This is a genomic window from Sulfurospirillum sp. hDNRA2, assembly GCF_024206095.2.
Lineage (GTDB): Bacteria > Campylobacterota > Campylobacteria > Campylobacterales > Sulfurospirillaceae > Sulfurospirillum.
Map to the genome: position 1 here is coordinate 1,613,632 of NZ_CP159800.1, position 18,713 is coordinate 1,632,344.

At 44.1% G+C, this 18,713-nt stretch carries 16 protein-coding genes; 9 read left to right on the forward strand and 7 right to left on the reverse strand.

What is annotated here, in order from left to right:
• Window positions 1–3 precede the first annotated feature (3 nt).
• Window positions 4–2,187, forward strand: a complete 2,184-nt coding sequence (locus NL930_RS08125) for an ATP-binding protein (protein WP_254376318.1) — start codon at window positions 4–6, stop codon at window positions 2,185–2,187.
• Window positions 2,168–3,907, forward strand: coding sequence for an EAL domain-containing protein (locus NL930_RS08130; RefSeq protein ID WP_254376319.1), 1,740 nt, complete (start codon window positions 2,168–2,170; stop codon window positions 3,905–3,907). Before NL930_RS08125 ends, NL930_RS08130 begins: the two co-directional genes overlap by 20 nt.
• Here NL930_RS08130 and NL930_RS08135 read toward each other — a convergent pair.
• Window positions 3,888–4,586, reverse strand: coding sequence for a response regulator (locus NL930_RS08135; RefSeq protein WP_254376320.1), 699 nt, complete (start codon window positions 4,584–4,586; stop codon window positions 3,888–3,890). The two genes, NL930_RS08130 and NL930_RS08135, sit on opposite strands and share 20 nt — an antisense overlap.
• 115 nt (window positions 4,587–4,701) lie before the next feature.
• Here NL930_RS08135 and NL930_RS08140 point away from each other — a divergent pair, with 115 nt between their 5' ends.
• The 4 genes from NL930_RS08140 (at window position 4,702) to NL930_RS08155 (ending at window position 9,716) form a co-directional block, all read left to right on the forward strand.
• Window positions 4,702–5,988: a hybrid sensor histidine kinase/response regulator gene (locus tag NL930_RS08140; RefSeq protein WP_254376321.1), complete on the forward strand. Its 1,287-nt coding sequence runs from the start codon at window positions 4,702–4,704 to the stop codon at window positions 5,986–5,988.
• Entirely contained in the window at window positions 5,964–8,093 is a 2,130-nt protein-coding gene (locus NL930_RS08145) for a WD40 repeat domain-containing protein (protein WP_254376322.1), read from the forward strand. The genes NL930_RS08140 and NL930_RS08145 overlap by 25 nt, the downstream gene beginning before the upstream one ends.
• 65 nt (window positions 8,094–8,158) lie before the next feature.
• Window positions 8,159–8,653: a peptidylprolyl isomerase gene (locus NL930_RS08150; protein WP_254376323.1), complete on the forward strand. Its 495-nt coding sequence runs from the start codon at window positions 8,159–8,161 to the stop codon at window positions 8,651–8,653.
• A 154-nt stretch (window positions 8,654–8,807) separates the two neighbouring features.
• The gene (locus NL930_RS08155; RefSeq protein WP_254376324.1) at window positions 8,808–9,716 is read left to right on the forward strand and encodes a bile acid:sodium symporter family protein; all 909 of its coding nucleotides are present in this window, start codon (window positions 8,808–8,810) and stop codon (window positions 9,714–9,716) included.
• Window positions 9,717–9,744: 28 nt separating this feature from the next.
• On the opposite strand, the gene NL930_RS08160 is transcribed toward NL930_RS08155, so the two are convergent.
• From NL930_RS08160 to NL930_RS08185, 6 genes are all read right to left on the reverse strand, one after another.
• The gene (locus tag NL930_RS08160) at window positions 9,745–10,404 is read right to left on the reverse strand and encodes a LexA family transcriptional regulator (RefSeq protein WP_254376325.1); all 660 of its coding nucleotides are present in this window, start codon (window positions 10,402–10,404) and stop codon (window positions 9,745–9,747) included.
• Between the two features lie 242 nt (window positions 10,405–10,646).
• A complete protein-coding gene (locus tag NL930_RS08165) occupies window positions 10,647–11,210 on the reverse strand; it encodes a DedA family protein (RefSeq protein ID WP_254376326.1) in 564 nt (187 codons plus the stop codon).
• Between the two features lie 8 nt (window positions 11,211–11,218).
• On the reverse strand, window positions 11,219–11,884 hold the full coding sequence (locus NL930_RS08170; RefSeq protein ID WP_254376327.1) for a lipid-binding SYLF domain-containing protein: 666 nt from the start codon (window positions 11,882–11,884) through the stop codon (window positions 11,219–11,221).
• Window positions 11,881–13,671, reverse strand: coding sequence for an ABC transporter ATP-binding protein (locus tag NL930_RS08175; protein ID WP_254376328.1), 1,791 nt, complete (start codon window positions 13,669–13,671; stop codon window positions 11,881–11,883). Before NL930_RS08175 ends, NL930_RS08170 begins: the two co-directional genes overlap by 4 nt.
• Before the next feature lie 49 nt (window positions 13,672–13,720).
• Complete coding sequence (gene rny / locus NL930_RS08180) at window positions 13,721–15,277, reverse strand: ribonuclease Y (RefSeq protein WP_039675125.1); 1,557 nt, start codon at window positions 15,275–15,277, stop codon at window positions 13,721–13,723.
• On the reverse strand, window positions 15,183–15,842 hold the full coding sequence (locus NL930_RS08185; RefSeq protein WP_254376329.1) for a 5-formyltetrahydrofolate cyclo-ligase: 660 nt from the start codon (window positions 15,840–15,842) through the stop codon (window positions 15,183–15,185). The genes rny and NL930_RS08185 overlap by 95 nt, the downstream gene beginning before the upstream one ends.
• Before the next feature lie 64 nt (window positions 15,843–15,906).
• Here NL930_RS08185 and NL930_RS08190 point away from each other — a divergent pair, with 64 nt between their 5' ends.
• Genes NL930_RS08190 through radA form a run of 3 tightly spaced genes read left to right on the forward strand, consistent with a single transcriptional unit; the run spans window position 15,907 to window position 18,699 of the window.
• Window positions 15,907–16,470 carry a TlpA disulfide reductase family protein gene (locus tag NL930_RS08190; protein ID WP_039675128.1) on the forward strand — a complete coding sequence of 188 codons (564 nt, stop codon included), beginning with the start codon at window positions 15,907–15,909 and terminating at the stop codon, window positions 16,468–16,470.
• Window positions 16,470–17,354: a signal recognition particle-docking protein FtsY gene (gene ftsY, locus NL930_RS08195; protein WP_254376330.1), complete on the forward strand. Its 885-nt coding sequence runs from the start codon at window positions 16,470–16,472 to the stop codon at window positions 17,352–17,354. The genes NL930_RS08190 and ftsY overlap by 1 nt, the downstream gene beginning before the upstream one ends.
• Window positions 17,347–18,699, forward strand: coding sequence for a DNA repair protein RadA (gene radA / locus NL930_RS08200; protein WP_039675131.1), 1,353 nt, complete (start codon window positions 17,347–17,349; stop codon window positions 18,697–18,699). Before ftsY ends, radA begins: the two co-directional genes overlap by 8 nt.
• Window positions 18,700–18,713 lie beyond the last annotated feature (14 nt).

Genomic DNA, 18,713 nt, shown 5'->3' on the forward strand with positions numbered 1-18,713 from the left:
TGCATGCTACGCCAAAGCTTATCGAAACTCATCCAAAAAGAATACCTCAAATCCATTATTTTTCCTCTTCTTTTGATCGAAGCAATGCTTCTATGGGCCTACTTCTGGAGCAATGCACATGTGAGCGAAAGCACGCAAAAAGCCTTGATCGAAGAGACGAAGATTCATATCAAAGAGATTAGCAGTCGTTCCGCCGAAATCGTTAACGTTACGTTTAAGGACGTCTCGCATATGACGGCACTCTTTGCTCAAGAACATGAAACGTTTTTTGCCCGATTTGATCCTCAACATGTCGGCATTAAAAGCCACAATTATCAGCAATTGGAAAACGGCGTCATCACCAATACGCAACAAACGCCAAACGCATGTACGCTTTTTTACTCCAACGTCAAGCAAACATCGCCGTATCGTCTTGAAAAAGCAATCGCAACCGAAGAACTTGACGGCTTTTACAACACAATGCTTCAAAGCAATCCGAATATCGCACAGGTCTATTTTAACAGTCACGATTCGATGAACCGCCTTTGCCCTTTTATGCCCGACGCACTCAATCAGTACGCACACGACATTGATATTCCTAAGTACAATTTTTATTTTCTTGCCGACGAAAAGCATAACCCTCAGAAAAAGATCGTCTGGACGGACGCTTACCTCGATCCGGCGGGTCTTGGTTGGATGATTAGCGCGATTGCACCCGTGTACAAAGGCGACTTTTTAGAAGGCGTCGTAGGCGTCGACATTACGATCGATCAGCTGATTTCCAATATTCTCTCCCTTCGCCTTCCCTATCGTTCCATGAGCCTTTTAGTCGACGAACACGGTCACATGTTAGGTATGAGCCAAGCTTTGGAGTCTTATTTGGGGATTCACGAGCTGACTTCCCACGCCTATGATGCACCCGTAGAAAATACGATTTCAAAGCCGAAAGATTTTAACCTTTTCGACAATAAAGCCAACACCCTAGCTTCGTTTCTCACGAAAATGGTGAAAGAAAACACTTCTCTGGACGAATTTCGCTATGCCGACACCGATTTTTTGATCACACAAAACCCCATTTCACAAACAGGATGGAAGCTTATTTTACTTTTGGATAAAGACTCTTTGTTAAAAAGCGGCAAAGACCTGAAAGCAAAAACCGACTTTATCGGCTACATCGCACTTGGTTTTATGGCGTTATTTTACTTGGTCTTTTTATTTATTCTCATTAGCCGAGCCCAACGCTTTTCCGCGCAAATCTTAACCCCGCTTCACGAACTCATTCAAGCGACTCGAAGCCTCAAAGACAAGCTTGTTACGACCAAACTTCCGCATTCGGACATTATCGAGCTGAACACTCTTTTGGACAACTTTTCGGCGATGAGTCACGAGCTGCAAAACTTGTACGATTCGATGGATAAGAAGATCAAAGAGGGCATCTTGGAAAATATGGAAACCCAAAAGATGATGATCTATCAATCCCGCCTTGCGCAAATGGGCGAAATGATCAGTATGATCGCACACCAATGGCGACAACCTTTGGGCGCGATTTCAACGGTCACGGCGAGCATCAAACTCAAGCAAAGCCTCAAAAAATTCGACCTTACGACCTCGGAAGGACGCGTCGCGCAAGACGAATTTTTAACGACGGCCATCGACAAGATCGAAAATTACATCCAATTTTTGACCAATACGATCGACGATTTTCGTAACTTTTTCAAACCCGACCAACGTCACGAAAAAAGCTCTTTGGCGCACATTATCGAAAAAACGCTTCGCATTATCGGGAAAAGCCTCGACGTTCACAAAATTGCCGTAGAGATCGACAACCGTTCGACACGTGAATTTATCACGTACGAAGCGCAAGTAACGCAAGTGCTCATTAATATCTTAAAAAACGCCCAAGACGTGCTTCTTGACAAAAAAATAGAAAATGCTACGATACGCTTGAACGCTTACGAAGAGAAGGAATTTTTTGTCATCGAGATCGAAGATAACGCCGGAGGTATCCCCGAGGCGATTATTTCCAAAGTGTTCGATCCCTACTTTTCGACCAAAGCGGAAAAAAACGGCACGGGGCTTGGACTTTACATGTCAAAAACGATTATCGAAGAGCATTGTCACGGCATTTTAAGCGTCTGCAATACCGAACGCGGAGCAAAATTCAGCGTGAAAATTCGGGGAGAATACGATGTCCGTAGCGATCAATGAGCTTTTAACGCTCACGTCTCATTTACGCGTTTTATACGTCGAAGACGATGCGATATTACGTGAAAACACCGTCGCGCTTTTAAGCGATCTGTTCGCCTCCATCGACGAAGCAAGCGACGGACAAGAAGCATACGCGCGCTATCAAGAACAACCCGACGCGTACGACATTTTAATTACCGATTTGAATATGCCGCATATGAACGGCATGGAACTCATCAAACGCATTCAAGAGATCAACCCGTTTCAGCTGATCGTCGTCGTCTCGGCACACAACGAAACCGAATATTTTTTAGAGAGTATCCGCAACAACGTCAACGGCTATATCCTGAAACCGATCGATTTTGAACAGCTTTTAGAAACGCTTTACAAAGTCTCGTTGCTCGTCAAAGAGCGCAAAGAGAACATTCAAAATAAAGAAAAACTCGAAGCCTTGCTCCAAGAACAACACCAAAAGCTGGAGCAAAACGATCAAATCGTGCATGAGTTTTTAACGCTCGACAAGGTAACGAAACTCCAAAACGCCACGATGCTCTACACGTTTTTGGACCGTTTTTTACAAGACCACGCACTCACCGTTATGCTTTACAATATCGATGATTTTAGCTTTATCAATCAAACTTACGGCGTCGATTTTGCGGACGAAGTTTTGTACAAAGTCGGTGAATTTCTGCGCTATAACCTCGCAAAAGACGTTCATCTGTATCGCTATAATTCCGACGAATTCGTCATTCTCTTCGACCCAGATCTGCTCAGCCCCGAGCTTTTTGCGATTCAGATTCAAACTTTTTTTAGAGAAACACCCGTCGGAGAGATGAACAATCGCCCGATCTACGTGACGCTTTCGTGCGGTATCGCAACGTCTCGAAATCCCGCATTGTTGCTCTCCAACGCGCGTATCGCTTTGCGTGAAGCTAAGATGCGCGGTATTCCGAGCCAGTACAACGTCTACAACGCAAGCGATCCTTTCTTAAAACGCTCCGAAGTCGAAACGACGTGGATTCAAAAGTTTCGCTTAGCCTTGGAAGAAGACCGCGTTATTCCCTATTTTCAACCCATTATCGACAATCAAACGGAAAAAATCGCCAAATACGAATGCCTCGCCCGCATCGAGGACGACGGTGAAGTTATTTCGCCCTCGCACTTTTTGGAAGCGGCGCGAAGAAGCGGTTTGATGAGTAACCTAACCCGTATGATGATTAACAAATCGTTCAAAAGTTTCGCAGATCAGAGCATCGAATTTTCGCTGAACATCACCAACGAAGATTTACTCGACGACACGTTCATCGACTTCTTACATGTCAAGCAAGCCCAATACCGCATTGACCCGCATTGCGTTATTTTCGAAATTTTGGAAGACATTATTTTAAGCGACCTGAATAAAATGCCGCTTAAAAACCTTCACGTCCTCAAAGCTATGGGATACCGTTTGGCGTTAGACGATTTCGGAAGCGACCGCTCAAACCTCAACCGTTTGGACAATATCGGCGTTCAATTTCTCAAAATCGACGGACAGTTTGTTTTAGGCATCGACCAAAATTTGCGCAATCAAAATATCGTCGAAACGATTACTGCGATGGCACATAAAATGAACGTTCAAGTGATTGCGGAATTTGTCTCGACACGTGAGGAATACGAAACAATTAAGCGTTTAGGCGTGGACTTTTCGCAAGGTTTCTTTTTCGAAGCACCGGCACATTTCCCTAAGCCGTCTTCGTGTTGAGTTTGTACCCTCTGTTTTTCAAGTTGACGATCGAGTTTTCATACCCGAGTTTGTCGCGTAAACGCTTGACCAAAGCGCGAAGCGTGGAACTGTTGACCTCTTCGCTTTGCCAAACGACATGGGCGATCTGCTCGTTGCGAACAAACGCATCGGCATGCTTGACCAAAATATAAAGCAACGCCTCTTCTTTCGCGGTTAGCGTCTCCAAAATATCGTTGACATGTAAGGTGCGCTCGTTCATCGAAAAAACGACGCCTGGGTGTAACACGGCAAGATCGCTTGTCGGAACGCTTTGAGGTTTTTGCCCGCAAAGATGGGCGGTAACTTTGATCATCGTGTTGATTAAATGTTGCGAATCGAAAGGCTTCGTTAAAAAGCTAAAAATCCCCAAATCGATACTTTTCAGAAAATAATCGGTCTCTTTGTACGCCGAAATGACGATTACCGTTTGCGTAGGATTTTTCTTTTTAATCTTTTCAATCAAATGAAGCCCGTTTTGTTGGGGAAGCTGAATATCGGTAATGACCAAATCGTACGTGCGGGTTAGGTAATGCGCATAAGCGTCTTCCGCCGATGCAAAGGCATCGATCGTATCGAAGAAATCTCCTAAAAAAAGGCACAATTCCTCATTAAGCGCAGTATCGTCTTCAACGAGGAGTAACGACAGTGAATGACGCACGATGTTCCCTTTAGGCAATTTTTGGGACTAATTTTGGGTTAGTATAGCAAAAAATACAACTCAAATACAACGCTTACGTTATATAATAGTCCCATCAAACGATGCGGAGAGCTTTATGGAAAATGCGATTGATCAACTCATTGCTTGGAGCAAGGATCTGAATGTTTTGTATGTCGAAGACGACGTCGCCTTGCGCGAAGAAGTTAGCCTCTTTTTAAGCGACATCTTCAGCCGAGTCGATTTGGCGAGTAACGGCGAAGAGGGATTGCAAAAACTCGCAAAAAACCAATACCATTTAGTCATTACCGACATTCGTATGCCCGTAATGGACGGCATAGAAATGATCGAGAAAATCAAAGAGCTTTATCCTGAACAACCCGTCTTGGTGACCTCCGCACACAACGAAATCGATTACCTCGTCAAGCTCATCAATCTCGGAGTCGATAATTTTATTACCAAACCGCTGCAAAGCGAACAAATTTTCAAAGTTTTGCATAAAATCGTCGAGCATATACACCACAAAAAGGAGTTACGGAAAATCGAACACGATTTACGCGAAGCTCACGCCCAGTTAGAAAAACTAACCCAAATGCAATCGCGCTCTTTGGATTTGAAAAATGCCGTTTTAAAAGCCTACAAAGAAGCCCTCGATAAAGCGACCATCGTCTCAACAACCGATAAATTCGGCGTTATTAACGACGTTAACGAAAATTTTTGCCAAGCTACGGGTTACGGAGAAGAGGAGATCGTCGGTAAAACGCACCAGCTGATAGTCCATCCCTCGACCGATAAAAAAACCTATGCCGATTTGTGGAAAACGGTCTTAGCCAAACAAACGTGGCAAGGGCTGCTCATCAACCAAACGCGCACACTTTCGCCTCTGTATCATTACACGACCGTCGTTCCCATTTTAGATGCCAAAGGCGACATTAGCGAATTGATCTGGATTGTGCAAGATTTGACCGAACTGCATCGCATTCAAGAAGCAAAAAACCAAGCTTCTTTGGATATTGCCTTAAGCCTCAAAGAAGACGAATTTTTAAAACAACTGCCTTTTGCCGCGGCGATGCTAGACGAAACATTTCGATGCGAACGTTACAACGCCTCTTTTGAAACACTGGCGATGAACCACGTCAAAGAAGAGACGTTCGTCACGTTGACGCAAAAAAATCTTTTCCTCAAAGAACTCGTCTATTTTGAAGAAATGGACTATTTTCAAACTCTATCCGACATCTTCGATAAGTTTCCCTACGAAGGAGACATCACGTTCAAAGGAACGATCCAAACGATCGATCATATGCAAGAAGTTCTCGTCAAAATTACGCCTTATGCGACGCATTATCTTATCAGCGTCATTCCCCAAGAGGATTTTGAACTATGCTGCCAAGTTCTAGGGAGATAATTTTACACAGCGCCGTTTCGCGTATGCACTTGGCGCAAGACGATATGTCGCTTCAACTCATCGATAACGACTGCCGTCTACACAAAATCGATCTCGAATCGCTTAAAATCACGAAAAGTACGTCCTTATCGCATCTTTACGAACACGATCTTTTCGATTATTACCGTCGTCCGTTTGCGATTACGCAACACTTAGCCTACATCTCTTTCTCACAAAAAGGGGTAGAGCACCTCGTCGAGGTAGATTCGAAAATTTTGCCGATTTTTACGTTTTCGTACAATAAAAACGAACAGATCAGCAAAGCGGCATTTAGCGAAAACGGCAACTATCTGATCACCGGTAACGAACACGGACGCGCTTACGTCGTCTCGACCTTGGACGGAAGTTTACAGGCCGATTTACCGATCAGCAGCGACGTCATCAGCGCGGTGGAAGTTTCCGAAACCTATCGGCTAGCGGCACGCGCTTCGTTTACCAAAGAGCTGGTCGTGTACAAACTCAACACGCGCAGCGTCATTTTCGAACAAAAGCTCGATGCCGTCATCGAAATGATGCTTTTTTTAGACGATCGCTATCTTTTGGCGATTACCCGTAATTCCAAACTGCTCAAAATTGACCTTTACCTACAAAAAATCGAAAAAGAAGTGCTCCTCGATACGGTCTTGTGGCCTTGCGTCTTCATTCTTTCGCACAGTCAAAAATTTCTCTACGTCGGCACGCGCGAGTCGGTTCTTTTTGCGATTCACGTTAAAACCTTGGAAATTTTATACCATGTCAATCTTCCCTACCAAGGCATTACGACGCTTGCTCGCAGTAAAAAGTATTTTATCATCGGCTTCAAAACGGGCGAAGTCGTTTTTTACAACCACCGCGAATTTGAAACGGAGTTTATCAACCACATTCGTTTGCGCCAAATCAAAGAAGCTTCCTTGCTTTTCAATAAAAATATCTTTTTGATGACGCATCGCGAAACCAAAAAAATCTACGAGTTTTGGGAAGAAGAGAAAAAAACGATTATGGAGCTTTTGGCGCGCGGCGAAATCGAAGGAGCGCAAAATATAGCCGAACCTTACCTTTTCCATCCCAAATGCAAGCTGGAATTTACCGATCTTTCCCTCCTTCAACCCGATCTGATGAGCCTACACCGTTATATCCGCAGTTTTCATTTTGCACTGGCCTATCAGTTGGTCAAACTAAAACCCGCGCTGAAAAAAAGTTCTTTATACACCACGATGGAAGCGTTATGGACGAAAAGTTTCCAAAAAGCGCAAATTTTACTGGCACGAGAGCCTATCCATAACAAAGAGAGTGCCAAAGAGGCGTTGCATCTTTTTGAGGACGTCGAAGAGAAGCAATCCATCATCGAAAATATGCTCAAACGTTCCGGTATTTTTACGCTCGCCGAAAATGCCGCCAAAGAGAAAAATTTTGCTTTTTACTTTAAGCTGGTCGCGCAAAATCTCTTTTTAGAGTATACGCCGCTGTATCAAAAAGTGCTGCAAATCGCCGAACGCTTGCAACACGAAATCAACGTCTCGTTGGAAAACCGTTTTTTTGATCAAGCCCTTACTTTAGCCGATATTTTGCACCAATTTAGCCCCTATCGCCATCAAGCCAATCGCCTCAAAGAGGTTTCAAAAGCATTGATGATTCTCGAAGACCACCTTGAACATCATCGCCTTTTTGAAGCCGTTAAGTTTCAAGAACAATACCGTTTACAGACCAATTACGCGCCGATCGTTACACTGGAGCAACTCAAAATCGCCTTCCAAGAAGAGCAAAACCGATTGCTTAGTACCAAACACTACGGTGCCGTTTATGCCAATATCTTGCCGTATATGAGCCTCACGGTCTGTCGGCAAAACGTCGCCAATATCATGCGTCAATACTACATGTCGCAACTCGAAGACGCGATCGCAAACACGAGCTCTTCAATCGACTGGGAAAAGACGTTTTTGGAGTATTGTCGTTTTTTCCCGACGGATAAAATTTTGGTCGAATTTGCAAAACGTCACGGTAAAATGGAGGTTTTACAACGCATATCCGCGATTGCGCGAACCGAAGAATCGCCGCAGTATCCCAAGACGATCGTCTGTAGCGCATAAGCATATCAGAGCATAAATTTGTTATAATAAATCTTTACATAATCTTACTTCACTAAAGGACACCTATGTCTGGACTTAAAACCTACGACTACACGCAAGAACAACGCGCGGCATTTGCTTACGCGATTATTACGACCGAAAAAGGAAAAATCGTTTTAAAGCTCAATACGGAAGAGACGCCCAACACCGTCGCCAATTTTGCGACACTCGCCAACGATAAATTTTACGACGGACTTACGTTTCATCGCGTCATTAAAAACTTTATGGCACAAGGCGGTTGCCCTAACGGTCGCGGTACGGGCGGTCCTGGTTGGTCGATTGCCTGCGAGTGCAAAGGACAAAAAAGCAAACACAAGCGAGGTGTCATCTCGATGGCACATGCAGGTCCAAACACCGGCGGTAGTCAGTTTTTTATCTGCTTCGTCGACTGCCCACATCTTGATGGCGTGCACACGGTCTTCGGCGGGATCGAAAAAGACGACAAAGAGAGTTTTAAAACGCTCGATAGTATCGCACAAAACGATAAAATCGTCTCAATCGAAATCAAAGAGAAGCTCTAACTCTTTCGACATGTAAGTTTTGAAAGCTTACATGTCATCTTCTAACGGCGTTGCGTTCGCATCACCCGTATTTCGTATCGTCACGCTGTTTCGCTTGACTCAAAACGAACGTTATCCGACGGGATGGCTTTAAAAAATAAAGGAAGGTTTTACGATGATCCACCGTATCAATGCGCTCTTCCCGCTTTGGGCACTTTTTTTCTCGCTCTTGGCTTATCAAATGCCCGCGTATTTTACACCCTATAAAATGCATATTTCAACACTGCTGATCGCAGTGATGTTTTTTATGGGCATTACCTTGCGCCTTGAAGACTTTGCACGCGTGCTGAAATCGCCTCGAATTATCGCGATTACCGTCGGATTACAGTTTTTCATCATGCCGCTTGCGGCGTTTTTCCTCTCAAAGCTGTTTGGATTTTCCACCGAACTGTTAATCGGTATGGTACTCGTCGGTGCCGTATCGGGAGGTACGGCGTCTAATGTCATTACCTATCTTGCCAAAGGCGACGTTGCTCTTTCCATCACGATGACGACGACCTCTACGCTTTTATCCGTCGTCGCGACACCTTTTTTAACCCTGCTTTACGTCGGGCAAAAAGTTCCGGTTCCCGCGCAAAGTATGCTGATGAGTATCTTAGAAATGGTGATCGTTCCGGTCGTCTTAGGCGTCGTCGCTAATTATTTTTTATCTCGCCGTATTGCACGCATTGAACCCTACTTGGCGACGTTTTCGATGATAGCCATCGTGAGTATTATCGCTATCGTCGTCGCGCTCAATCGACAAAATATCGCCACGGTCGGTATGATGACGATCTTAGCCATCATGTTGCACAACCTTTGCGGACTTGCGGGCGGATATTGGATCACGAAATGGCTAGGATACGATCGACGTATTTGTAAAACCGTCGCGATTGAAGTCGGTATGCAAAATTCCGGTCTTGCCGTTGCATTGGCAATGAAATACTTTACGCCTTTAAGTGCGCTTCCCGGTGCGATTTTTAGCGTCTGGCATAATATATCGGGCGCGATCTTGGCGGGATATTGGGCAAAGAAAGACCGCTAAGCATCGCCGTGAGGGTAACCTTTTACCCTCAAATATTACAAGAGAGTTTGCCGACGACTTTGCCTAAAACGTTCACCTCTTGCGCGTCCATAATCTCCGGCGCATACGCTTCATTATCCGATACCAATGCAACCGTACCGTTCACATGTAACTGCAATCGCTTGATAAAAAGACCCGCCGGCGTCGAAACGACGTAGATGCCCGCTTTTTTTGCATTCGTATATTCTTGATTGATAAAAACAACGTCTCCGCTAAAGAGCGTCGGTTCCATCGAATCGCCTAAAACGTTGATCGCTTGAATATGCTTAATCATTCCGATACCGCCTAACTTCTGAACGATCTCTTCGTCCAGATACATCATTTCGCTGCTTTCGTCTTCGTTTAACGCTCCACCGCCGGCAGAAGCGTAAATATCGCGAAAATAGTGAATACGTGCATACTTATCAGTTTCGGCCTGTAAACTTTCGACGATTTGATCGAATAAAAGCCAATTTATCGAAATTTTTCGCTTGGCGCAAAACTCTAAAATCTCTTTATAGGGAATTTTGGAGCGATTTTTCATCGTCGCCAATGTCAGCTGATTGATTCCGAGGGCTTCGGCAACGTCTTTATCGAAAACCTTCCGCTCTCCGACTTCTTGAGAAAGAACGTCTTTGACTTTTTGCAAAACGGCTAATATATCCGGCATCTTCGCCTCCAATATTTCATTTTGAAATAAAATTGTAGCATATTTTTCAATTTTAGTAAAATGGATGAAAATTTTATCACAAAGGTGTCGTTATGAAAAGTTTATTGTCTACGCTAAACCATTCAAAAAATGTTTATACGTCCTTTATGAACCGTGTCGAAGAGAAGATGTTGATTTTAAGCAATAAAATTTTCTAAGGTCTCTTCAAACACCGCAAGGATGTTTGAAGCAAAAAGCGTCACTCAAGCCTTTTTAGCGGTAGCTTTTTGGAAATAAAACCAAATAAGTGCCAAGATACTCAAAAGAATGACCGGAGCCATATAGGGATTATTCGAAAAATAAGCGGCAATGCGCATCAACATTTCACCCGCTTGATAGCTGGCGATTCCTAACGAAAGAGCCCATACGATAGCCGCAGCGGTGTTGATTAGATGAAACTTGACGATCGGATATTTAGTAATCCCGATCGTCATCGGTACAAGCGTTTTAAGCCCGTAAATAAACTTTTGAATGAAAATAATTTTGTCGCCGTACTTTTTCATCAAAAGATGGCTTAACGCCAATTTTCTTCGATGCGCTTTGATATAAGGCAATAACGCTTTTTTATTGTAGCGTCCCATCGAAAATAAAAACGCGCTTCCGATCGTATTTGCGATTGCGGCGATCACGATCGAAAGCGTTAAATCCATTTGCCCGGCATAGCTTAAGACGCCCGCCGCAATAATCGCGACCATCCCGCCGCCGAAAGAGTAGAAAAAGAGTAAGAGGTATCCATACGTTGAGAGGGAGGTTAAAATATCTTCCACAAAAATCCTTAGTGCGTTAAACGCTGAATACTTTTCAAGAACTCTTCAATCGCATACGAAGCGGTTAAGCCGTCCGATTCGATAATTTGCTCTGGAGAGATGCTATTGCCGTAGAGTTCGATATTTCGATCGTAATCGTGGTTCATGACCGAACCGTCAAACGAAACACCCGCAAAGACGCCTTGCGTTTTCGTATAGGTATACACTTCCGAAGAAAAATCGACTTCGCTTCCTCTTCCCGCACTCTCTCCCGCAGGGCCTGCGGCAACGGAAGCATCGACGCCCAACGTCATTTTATTGTTCGAAAGTTTTTGAACGATATCGCGGCTTTTAAAGAACATCAAAATATCTTTTTTCTCGACACCCAACTGTAAACCAAAACCCGCACCTCCGAGTTTAACGAAAAACGGATAGCTCCACATGCCGTTTTCTTTACGTACGACCATCACGCCCTCGCCTGTTCTACCGCCTAGAAACATACTGATCTCGATCGTACCGGGGAAAATTGCGATGGCTTGGGCATTATCGCGTACTTTTTCGGGAATCTTAATTTTAGAATCGTATATCATATTTTTAATGGCGTTGGCCGAATCCAAAAGATTCTCTTCCGCCGATGCATACGCTAATGAACTTAAACTCAAAACCGTCATAACGTATATCCATATTTTTTTCATGAGATTTTACTCCTTTGATTTTCCGTAACATAATTAAAAAACGCCCCTTCGGCTTGCATGAGTGCCTCATGCGTCCCCTCTTCGACGATTTTACCTTTGTCTAAAACGTAAATATAATCGGCTTTTTTAATGGTGCTGAGTCGATGCGCGATGATAATCGTCGTCTTTCCTTCCAAATACGACTCCAACGCACAAAAAAGCTTCGTTTCCGTATGCACGTCCAATGCCGACGTCGATTCGTCCAAAACGACGATATTGGGACGTTGCAAGACCATTCTCGCAATCGAAAGCCGTTGTCTTTGACCGCCGGAAAGCCGAATACCGTGTTTACCGATTTGCGTCTCAAGCCCCTCAGGCAACTCGTCGATCAACGTATCAAGCTGTGCGATACGCAATGCATCTTTGACCAAAATCTCTTCACATGTCGCGTCTATCATCAAATTTTGCGCAATCGTCGCATTGAAAAGTTGCGGATTTTGTAAAACCAAGAAAAGATGATCGCGTACGACGTCTAAACCGATCGTTCGGATCGAAACACCGTCAAACGCAATATCCCCCTCATCCAAAGGATAAAGTCCGACCAAAAGATGCGCTAAGGTCGTTTTCCCGCTTCCGCTCGCGCCTATTATAGCAATTTTCGATCCCTTGGGAATATGTAAATCGATATGCTCTAAGATTTTTTTCTCTCCGTCATAACTAAAACTCAAGTCTTTAACCTCAATCGCATTCGTTTGCGTACCGATAAAAGGATTGTGCAGGTGTTGCCCTTTTTTCTCAAGCGATAAAGCAAAAATTTCGTTAATGCGATCAAGCGATTTTTGCGCATTGTGGTAAGCATACTGAATATTCAATATATCTTGCATCGGAGGCATCAAAACCCACAAATAACCGAAAATCGCTAACATCAATCCGATACTCAAATCCGAATAGGCGACTACAAAAATACTTGCGGCGCGAAAAAGTTCAAAGCCGGAAAGAAAAATCAAGAACGAAAAACGATTGGCTCCGTCGCTTTTATAGGTAAAGATGATGGAATGCTCTTTAATAGAGCGAGAGTGGTTATGCACCTTGTCAAAAAAAAGCTTTTCCTTATTGGTGGAGCGAATCTGGACAAACATCTCCAAAGTTTCGTTTAATGCGTCTTGAAACAGTTCAAACGCCTTGTTTTGCTCTTTTTTCAGTTGTGCGACTTTTTTCGCGAATTTCGTAGTAAAAACGATCACGATCGGATTTAAAATCAAAATAAAAAGAGCCAACTGCCAATGAATCCATAACAATACCGATCCCACGCCTAAAATCATTAAAATAGAGATAATCAACCGGCTGACGAAAACACCTAAAAACGTATCGATCGTCTCAATATCCGTGACCAACAGCGATGCCGCTTTTCCAGCACCGAAAGACTCGAACTGATTCATCGCCACATTTTGCAAATGGCGCAAGGCCTCTTCCCTAACGCGAAACGCAACGTTTTTAGAAACGATCGTAAACAATTTGGTTTGCCAATAATTCAAAAGGAAAAAAACAAATCTTAAAAAAATAACGCTTATTAAAACGGTACCGATGTAAACAACGGGACTTTGAAGATGCGTACAATAAGTATCGATCATACGGGTTAAAAATCCCGGTTTTTTCAGCAAAACTTCATCCACGAGCATCGGCATTAAAAGCGGAACGGGCGTATTAACGATTGCCGCGACAAAAGCGACGATATTAGCGGTAATAAGCTCTTTTTTATAGGGTTTGATGAAACGAAAAAGCGTTTTAAAGTCGTAGTGTACTGGCATAAAAATCCGATAAAGGCAAGAGAACGTGTCTCTTGCTTTAGGTTAAAATTTAGCGCGCAAAGTCGACCGCACGCAATTCGCGAATGACGTTGACTTTAATTTCGCCGGGATATTGAACTTTGTTTTCGATCTCTTGAGCGATCTCTTTAGCCAATAAAACCGCTTCGTCGTCGTTAATAAGCTTGGCATTGGCGATCACGCGAATTTCGCGACCGGCATTGATGGCATAGACTTGTTTAATGCCTTGTTTGTTTTTGGCAATCTCTTCAATGTCTTGAACCCGCTTCAAGAAGCTTTCCAAAACTTCGCGTCGTGCGCCCGGACGTGCGGCGGAAAGCGTATCGGCGGCACATACGGCGGCCGATTCGACGGAAGTCGGTTCTTCGTGACCGTGATGCGCGTAAATCGCATTGATAACGACATCGTGCTCTTTATAGCGTCGACAAATCTCCGCGCCCAAATCGACGTGGCTACCTGCCGTTTCATGCGTTAACGCCTTACCGATATCGTGTAAGATACCGGCGCGTCTTGCCAACAGTACGTCACCGCCGGTCTCTGCCGCAATGATGCCGGCTAAATGCGCGACTTCCAAAGAGTGACCGAGCGCATTTTGACCGTAGCTGGCTCTAAATTTAAGGCGACCGATCAATTTGACGATTTCCGGATGCATTTTAGAAAGCCCTAGATCGATGATAATATTTTCGCCCTCTTCCATAAGCCCTTGGTCAAATTCGTCCTTAACTTTTTCGTAAATACCTTCAATACGTGCCGGCTGAATTCTACCGTCTTGCACTAAAAGCTCAATGACTTTTGTTGCAATGGCACGTCTGTAAAGGTTAAAACTGCTTAAAATAATCGCGTTTGGTGTATCGTCGATGATAATATCGACCCCTAAAAGCATCTCAAGGGTTTTAATATTACGTCCTTCTTTACCGATAATACGACCTTTGAGCTCGTCGTCTTTAATATTGACGACGTTGATTAAACGTTCCGCGGCAAATTCGCCCGCAAAACGCGTTGTAGCTTGCGCTAAGATATAATTCACGCGGCGTTTGATGTCTTGTTTGGCTTCCTCTTCCAATCGACGCGTCGTATGCGCGATTTCTGCACGCGATTGCTCTTCGACTTTGGCAAGAACGATCTCTTTGGCTTCGTTTTGCGTCAAGCCCGCGGATCGCTCTAAAACGATTAACGCTTCATTGACTTTTTGGGCGTACTCTTCTTTGAGCTGCAATCCCTCTTCGTATAAACTCGTCGCATTTCCGTGAAGTTGTTCAAGTTCTTCACGCTCTTTACCGACTTTTTTCAATTCTTCTTTATAACTACGCTCTTTTTTCTCTAATTCCAGCATTTTGTCGGTATGCTCTTTTTTAAGAGCGATCGTGCGATCTTCGTACTTACGTTTGGCTTCTAATTCCGCCTCTTTGACTTTTAAATTCGAATTGCTAAGAATCAGTTCCGCTTCATGCTCGATGGCTTTAGCTTTGGCTCTTGCTTGAGCGACATGTATCTCATAATTTGCGGCTTCCATCTTCTTGGCGATGAAAAATCCTGCAACGCCGCTGACTAATGCGGCTCCACCTACGGCTAACGACTCTAGGACCATTTTCCCCTCTTTTAATGATAGTATGATACGGGGTTAAATAAATATCGGCTGCAATATCGTGTTCTTCGGATAAACGGCTTTGCGTCATACACAACTCCCTTTGAATAAAAACGATAGGAGGCTTTTTAGCGAGGGTTTGAAAGAAACGATCGTACATTCCCTTCCCGAAACCCACTCTTTTGAATGCCCCGTCAACCCCGATGACGGGCACCACGGCAAGATCAATCTTGGGCTTTAACTTAAAAGAGTTTTTGGGCTCTAAGATGTTAAAGACTCTCTTTTCTAAAGGCAATCTCCATTCTACCATCTTGAAACTAATACCTTCCATAAACGGAACATATACCTTGCATTTTCTACGCCTACATGTATGAATAACGCTACGAATATCCGCTTCGATTGCAAGCGGATTGTACAAGAGAATCGAACGGACGCGCATATGAAAAAGAAAAGAAGAGAGTTGACGCTGGAGCAATTTATCCCGCCTGTAACAACCGTTTAAAGTTTCGAGTTTTGCTCTGGCAAAGGCTCGAAAATGGGATTTGCTTTCGAACTTAATTTTTTCCATTGTTGTCACTTTAAGGCTTGTTTGACTACAATCATATCCTTTATAATCTAAAAAAAGGACCATAATGAAACTTTGGGCGACCTTGTTACTTGTCTCGACGCTTCTACTCTTAGGAGGGTGTTCTTCTGAAAAAAAGAAAACCGATAACCAAACCGAACCCGCTAAAGTGCAAGAAGAAGTGAAAGAAGCGAAAGCGGAAAAAATCGTTCTACACGATGTCAACGGAAAAGAAATCGTCGTAACGCCGATCGAGAAAGGATTTCGATTTTCGGGCTACGAAGACAAAGTTGTTTTAGTGAATTTTTTCGCCACATGGTGTCCTCCGTGCAAAGCCGAAATTCCCCATCTCAATAACCTTCAAGACAAATACAAAGACCGTTTAGTGATTTTAAGCGTTCTATTAGAGGAAAACAAGTCGCAAGAAGAACTCAACAGTTTTATTCAATACAATGCCATTAACTACGTTATCGTCAACGGTATCGAAAATTTTAAATTTGCGCAAAGCGTCGGCGGCGTTAAAAATATTCCGTTAATGTTTCTCTACGATAAAAACGGCAAATACTCCACGCATTACGTCGGTGCTATTCCCGAAGAGATGATCGAAGCCGATATTAAAAAAGTGCTTTAATGTTTAGTTTTATTAAAAAAGGACTCGAAAAAACACTCGGTTCAATCAAAGATATTCTGCCCGAACGCGTCGAGAAAATCGACAAAACGCTTTTGGAAGAGATTCTCATCGAGTCGGATATTCCCTATGAACTCGTCGAAGAGATTCTTTACTACCTTCCCCCCTCTTCCTCCGTCGCAAGAGCCGACGTGAGACGCGTTTTAAAAGCCTACTTTACCTATAAAATGCCCGAGCTTTCATCGGAACAAACACCGTTCGTGGAGCTGGTAATCGGCGTCAACGGAGCGGGAAAGACGACAACGATCGCCAAACTGGCACACAACTATAAAAAAGCGTCTCAAAGCGTATTGTTGGGTGCGGCGGATACTTTTAGAGCCGCGGCGATCGAACAATTGAAAAGTTGGGCAGAGCGCGTGGATGTCGGTATCGTTTACACCGCGCAAGGGCACGATCCCTCAGCCGTTGCATACGATACGATCAGCTCCGCAATCGCCAAAAAAATCGACCGCGTCATCATCGATACGGCGGGACGTTTGCACAATCAGGTCAATCTTGCCAATGAGCTTAAAAAAATCGTACGCATTTGCGATAAAGCACTTCTTGGCGCACCGCATCGCAAAATTTTGATTTTAGACGGTACGCAAGGCACGTCGGCGATTAATCAAGCCAAAGCTTTCCACGAGATGATCGGTATCGATGCGATCATTATCACCAAGCTAGACGGTACGGCCAAAGGCGGGTCGCTTTTCGGCATCGCCAAAGCGTTGGAACTTCCGATTCTCTACGTCGGCGTCGGGGAGGGAAAAGACGACTTAATTCCTTTCAATTCCGACGAATACGTCGATACGATTTTAGACGCCATTTTTACGCCCAACCATGGCTAAAAAACAAATTCTTTTCGAGTGCCAAGCGTGCGGTCACCAAAGTGCCAAGTGGTTGGGAAAATGTCCTAATTGCGGTGCTTGGGACGAATTTATCGAACTTTCGCAAAAACAGATCGACGTTTTAAAAGAGACCGGCTCAAAACCCGATTCCGCACAAAGCCGTGCCGTTTCTATTACTGAAGTGACGTACGAGCAAATTGAACGTTTTAGTTCAGGAGACAAAGAGCTCGATCTCGTACTCGGCGGCGGTATCGTCGAAGGAAGTCTCACCTTGATCGGAGGCAGTCCCGGAGTCGGAAAATCGACTTTATTGCTGAAAATTGCGGGAAACTTGGCGCGCGAAGGCAAAGAAGTGCTTTACGTCAGCGGCGAAGAATCCTCAAGCCAAATCAAACTTCGAGCCAATCGCGTCGATAGTAACTACGAAGCCCTCTATCTGCTTTCGGAAATTAAACTCGATACGATTTTTACGGAGCTCGAAAAGCATCCGTATAAAATTTTGATTATCGACTCGATCCAAACCCTTTACAGCGAAAAAATCGCCTCCGCCCCCGGAAGCGTTTCGCAAGTACGTGAAATTACATTTGAGCTTATGCGTTTTGGTAAAGAACGCAATATCGCGATTTTTATTATCGGGCATATTACCAAAGAAGGTGCGATTGCAGGGCCTAGAGTCTTAGAACATATGGTCGATACCGTTTTGTATTTCGAGGGTGATTCATCCAGAGAACTCCGTCTCTTGCGCGGCTTTAAAAACCGTTTCGGAGCGACCAGCGAAGTGGGTATTTTTGAAATGACGAAAGCGGGACTCGTGAGTGCCAAAGACGTCTCGAAAAAATTTTTCACGCGAGGTAAAGCGCAAGCAGGCTCCGCCATTACCGTTTTGATGGAAGGATCGCGCCCGATCGTTTTGGAAGTCCAAGCTTTAGTCAGCGATAGCGGCTATCCCAATCCTAAGCGTAGTGCCACGGGATACGAAATCAATCGCCTCACGATGCTTTTAGCTCTTTTGGAGCGCAAACTCGACCTTCCGTTTAACCAGTACGATGTTTTCGTCAACATCGCCGGCGGTATTAAAATCAGCGAAACGTCGGCGGATTTGGCGATTATCGCCGCTATTATCAGCTCGTATCGCAACCGACCGATCAGCAAAGACACCGTTTTTATCGGAGAAGTTTCATTAATCGGGGACGTACGCGATATTTTTAACCTCGATTTACGCCTCAAAGAAGCAAAATCTCAACACTTCGAAAAAGCGATCGTTCCTTCACTACCGCTTGAACCGCTTGATGGCGTTAAGTGTTATCCTATCGACGAAGTCTCAAAATTAATCGAATGGATGTAAAAAAAATTATCGTT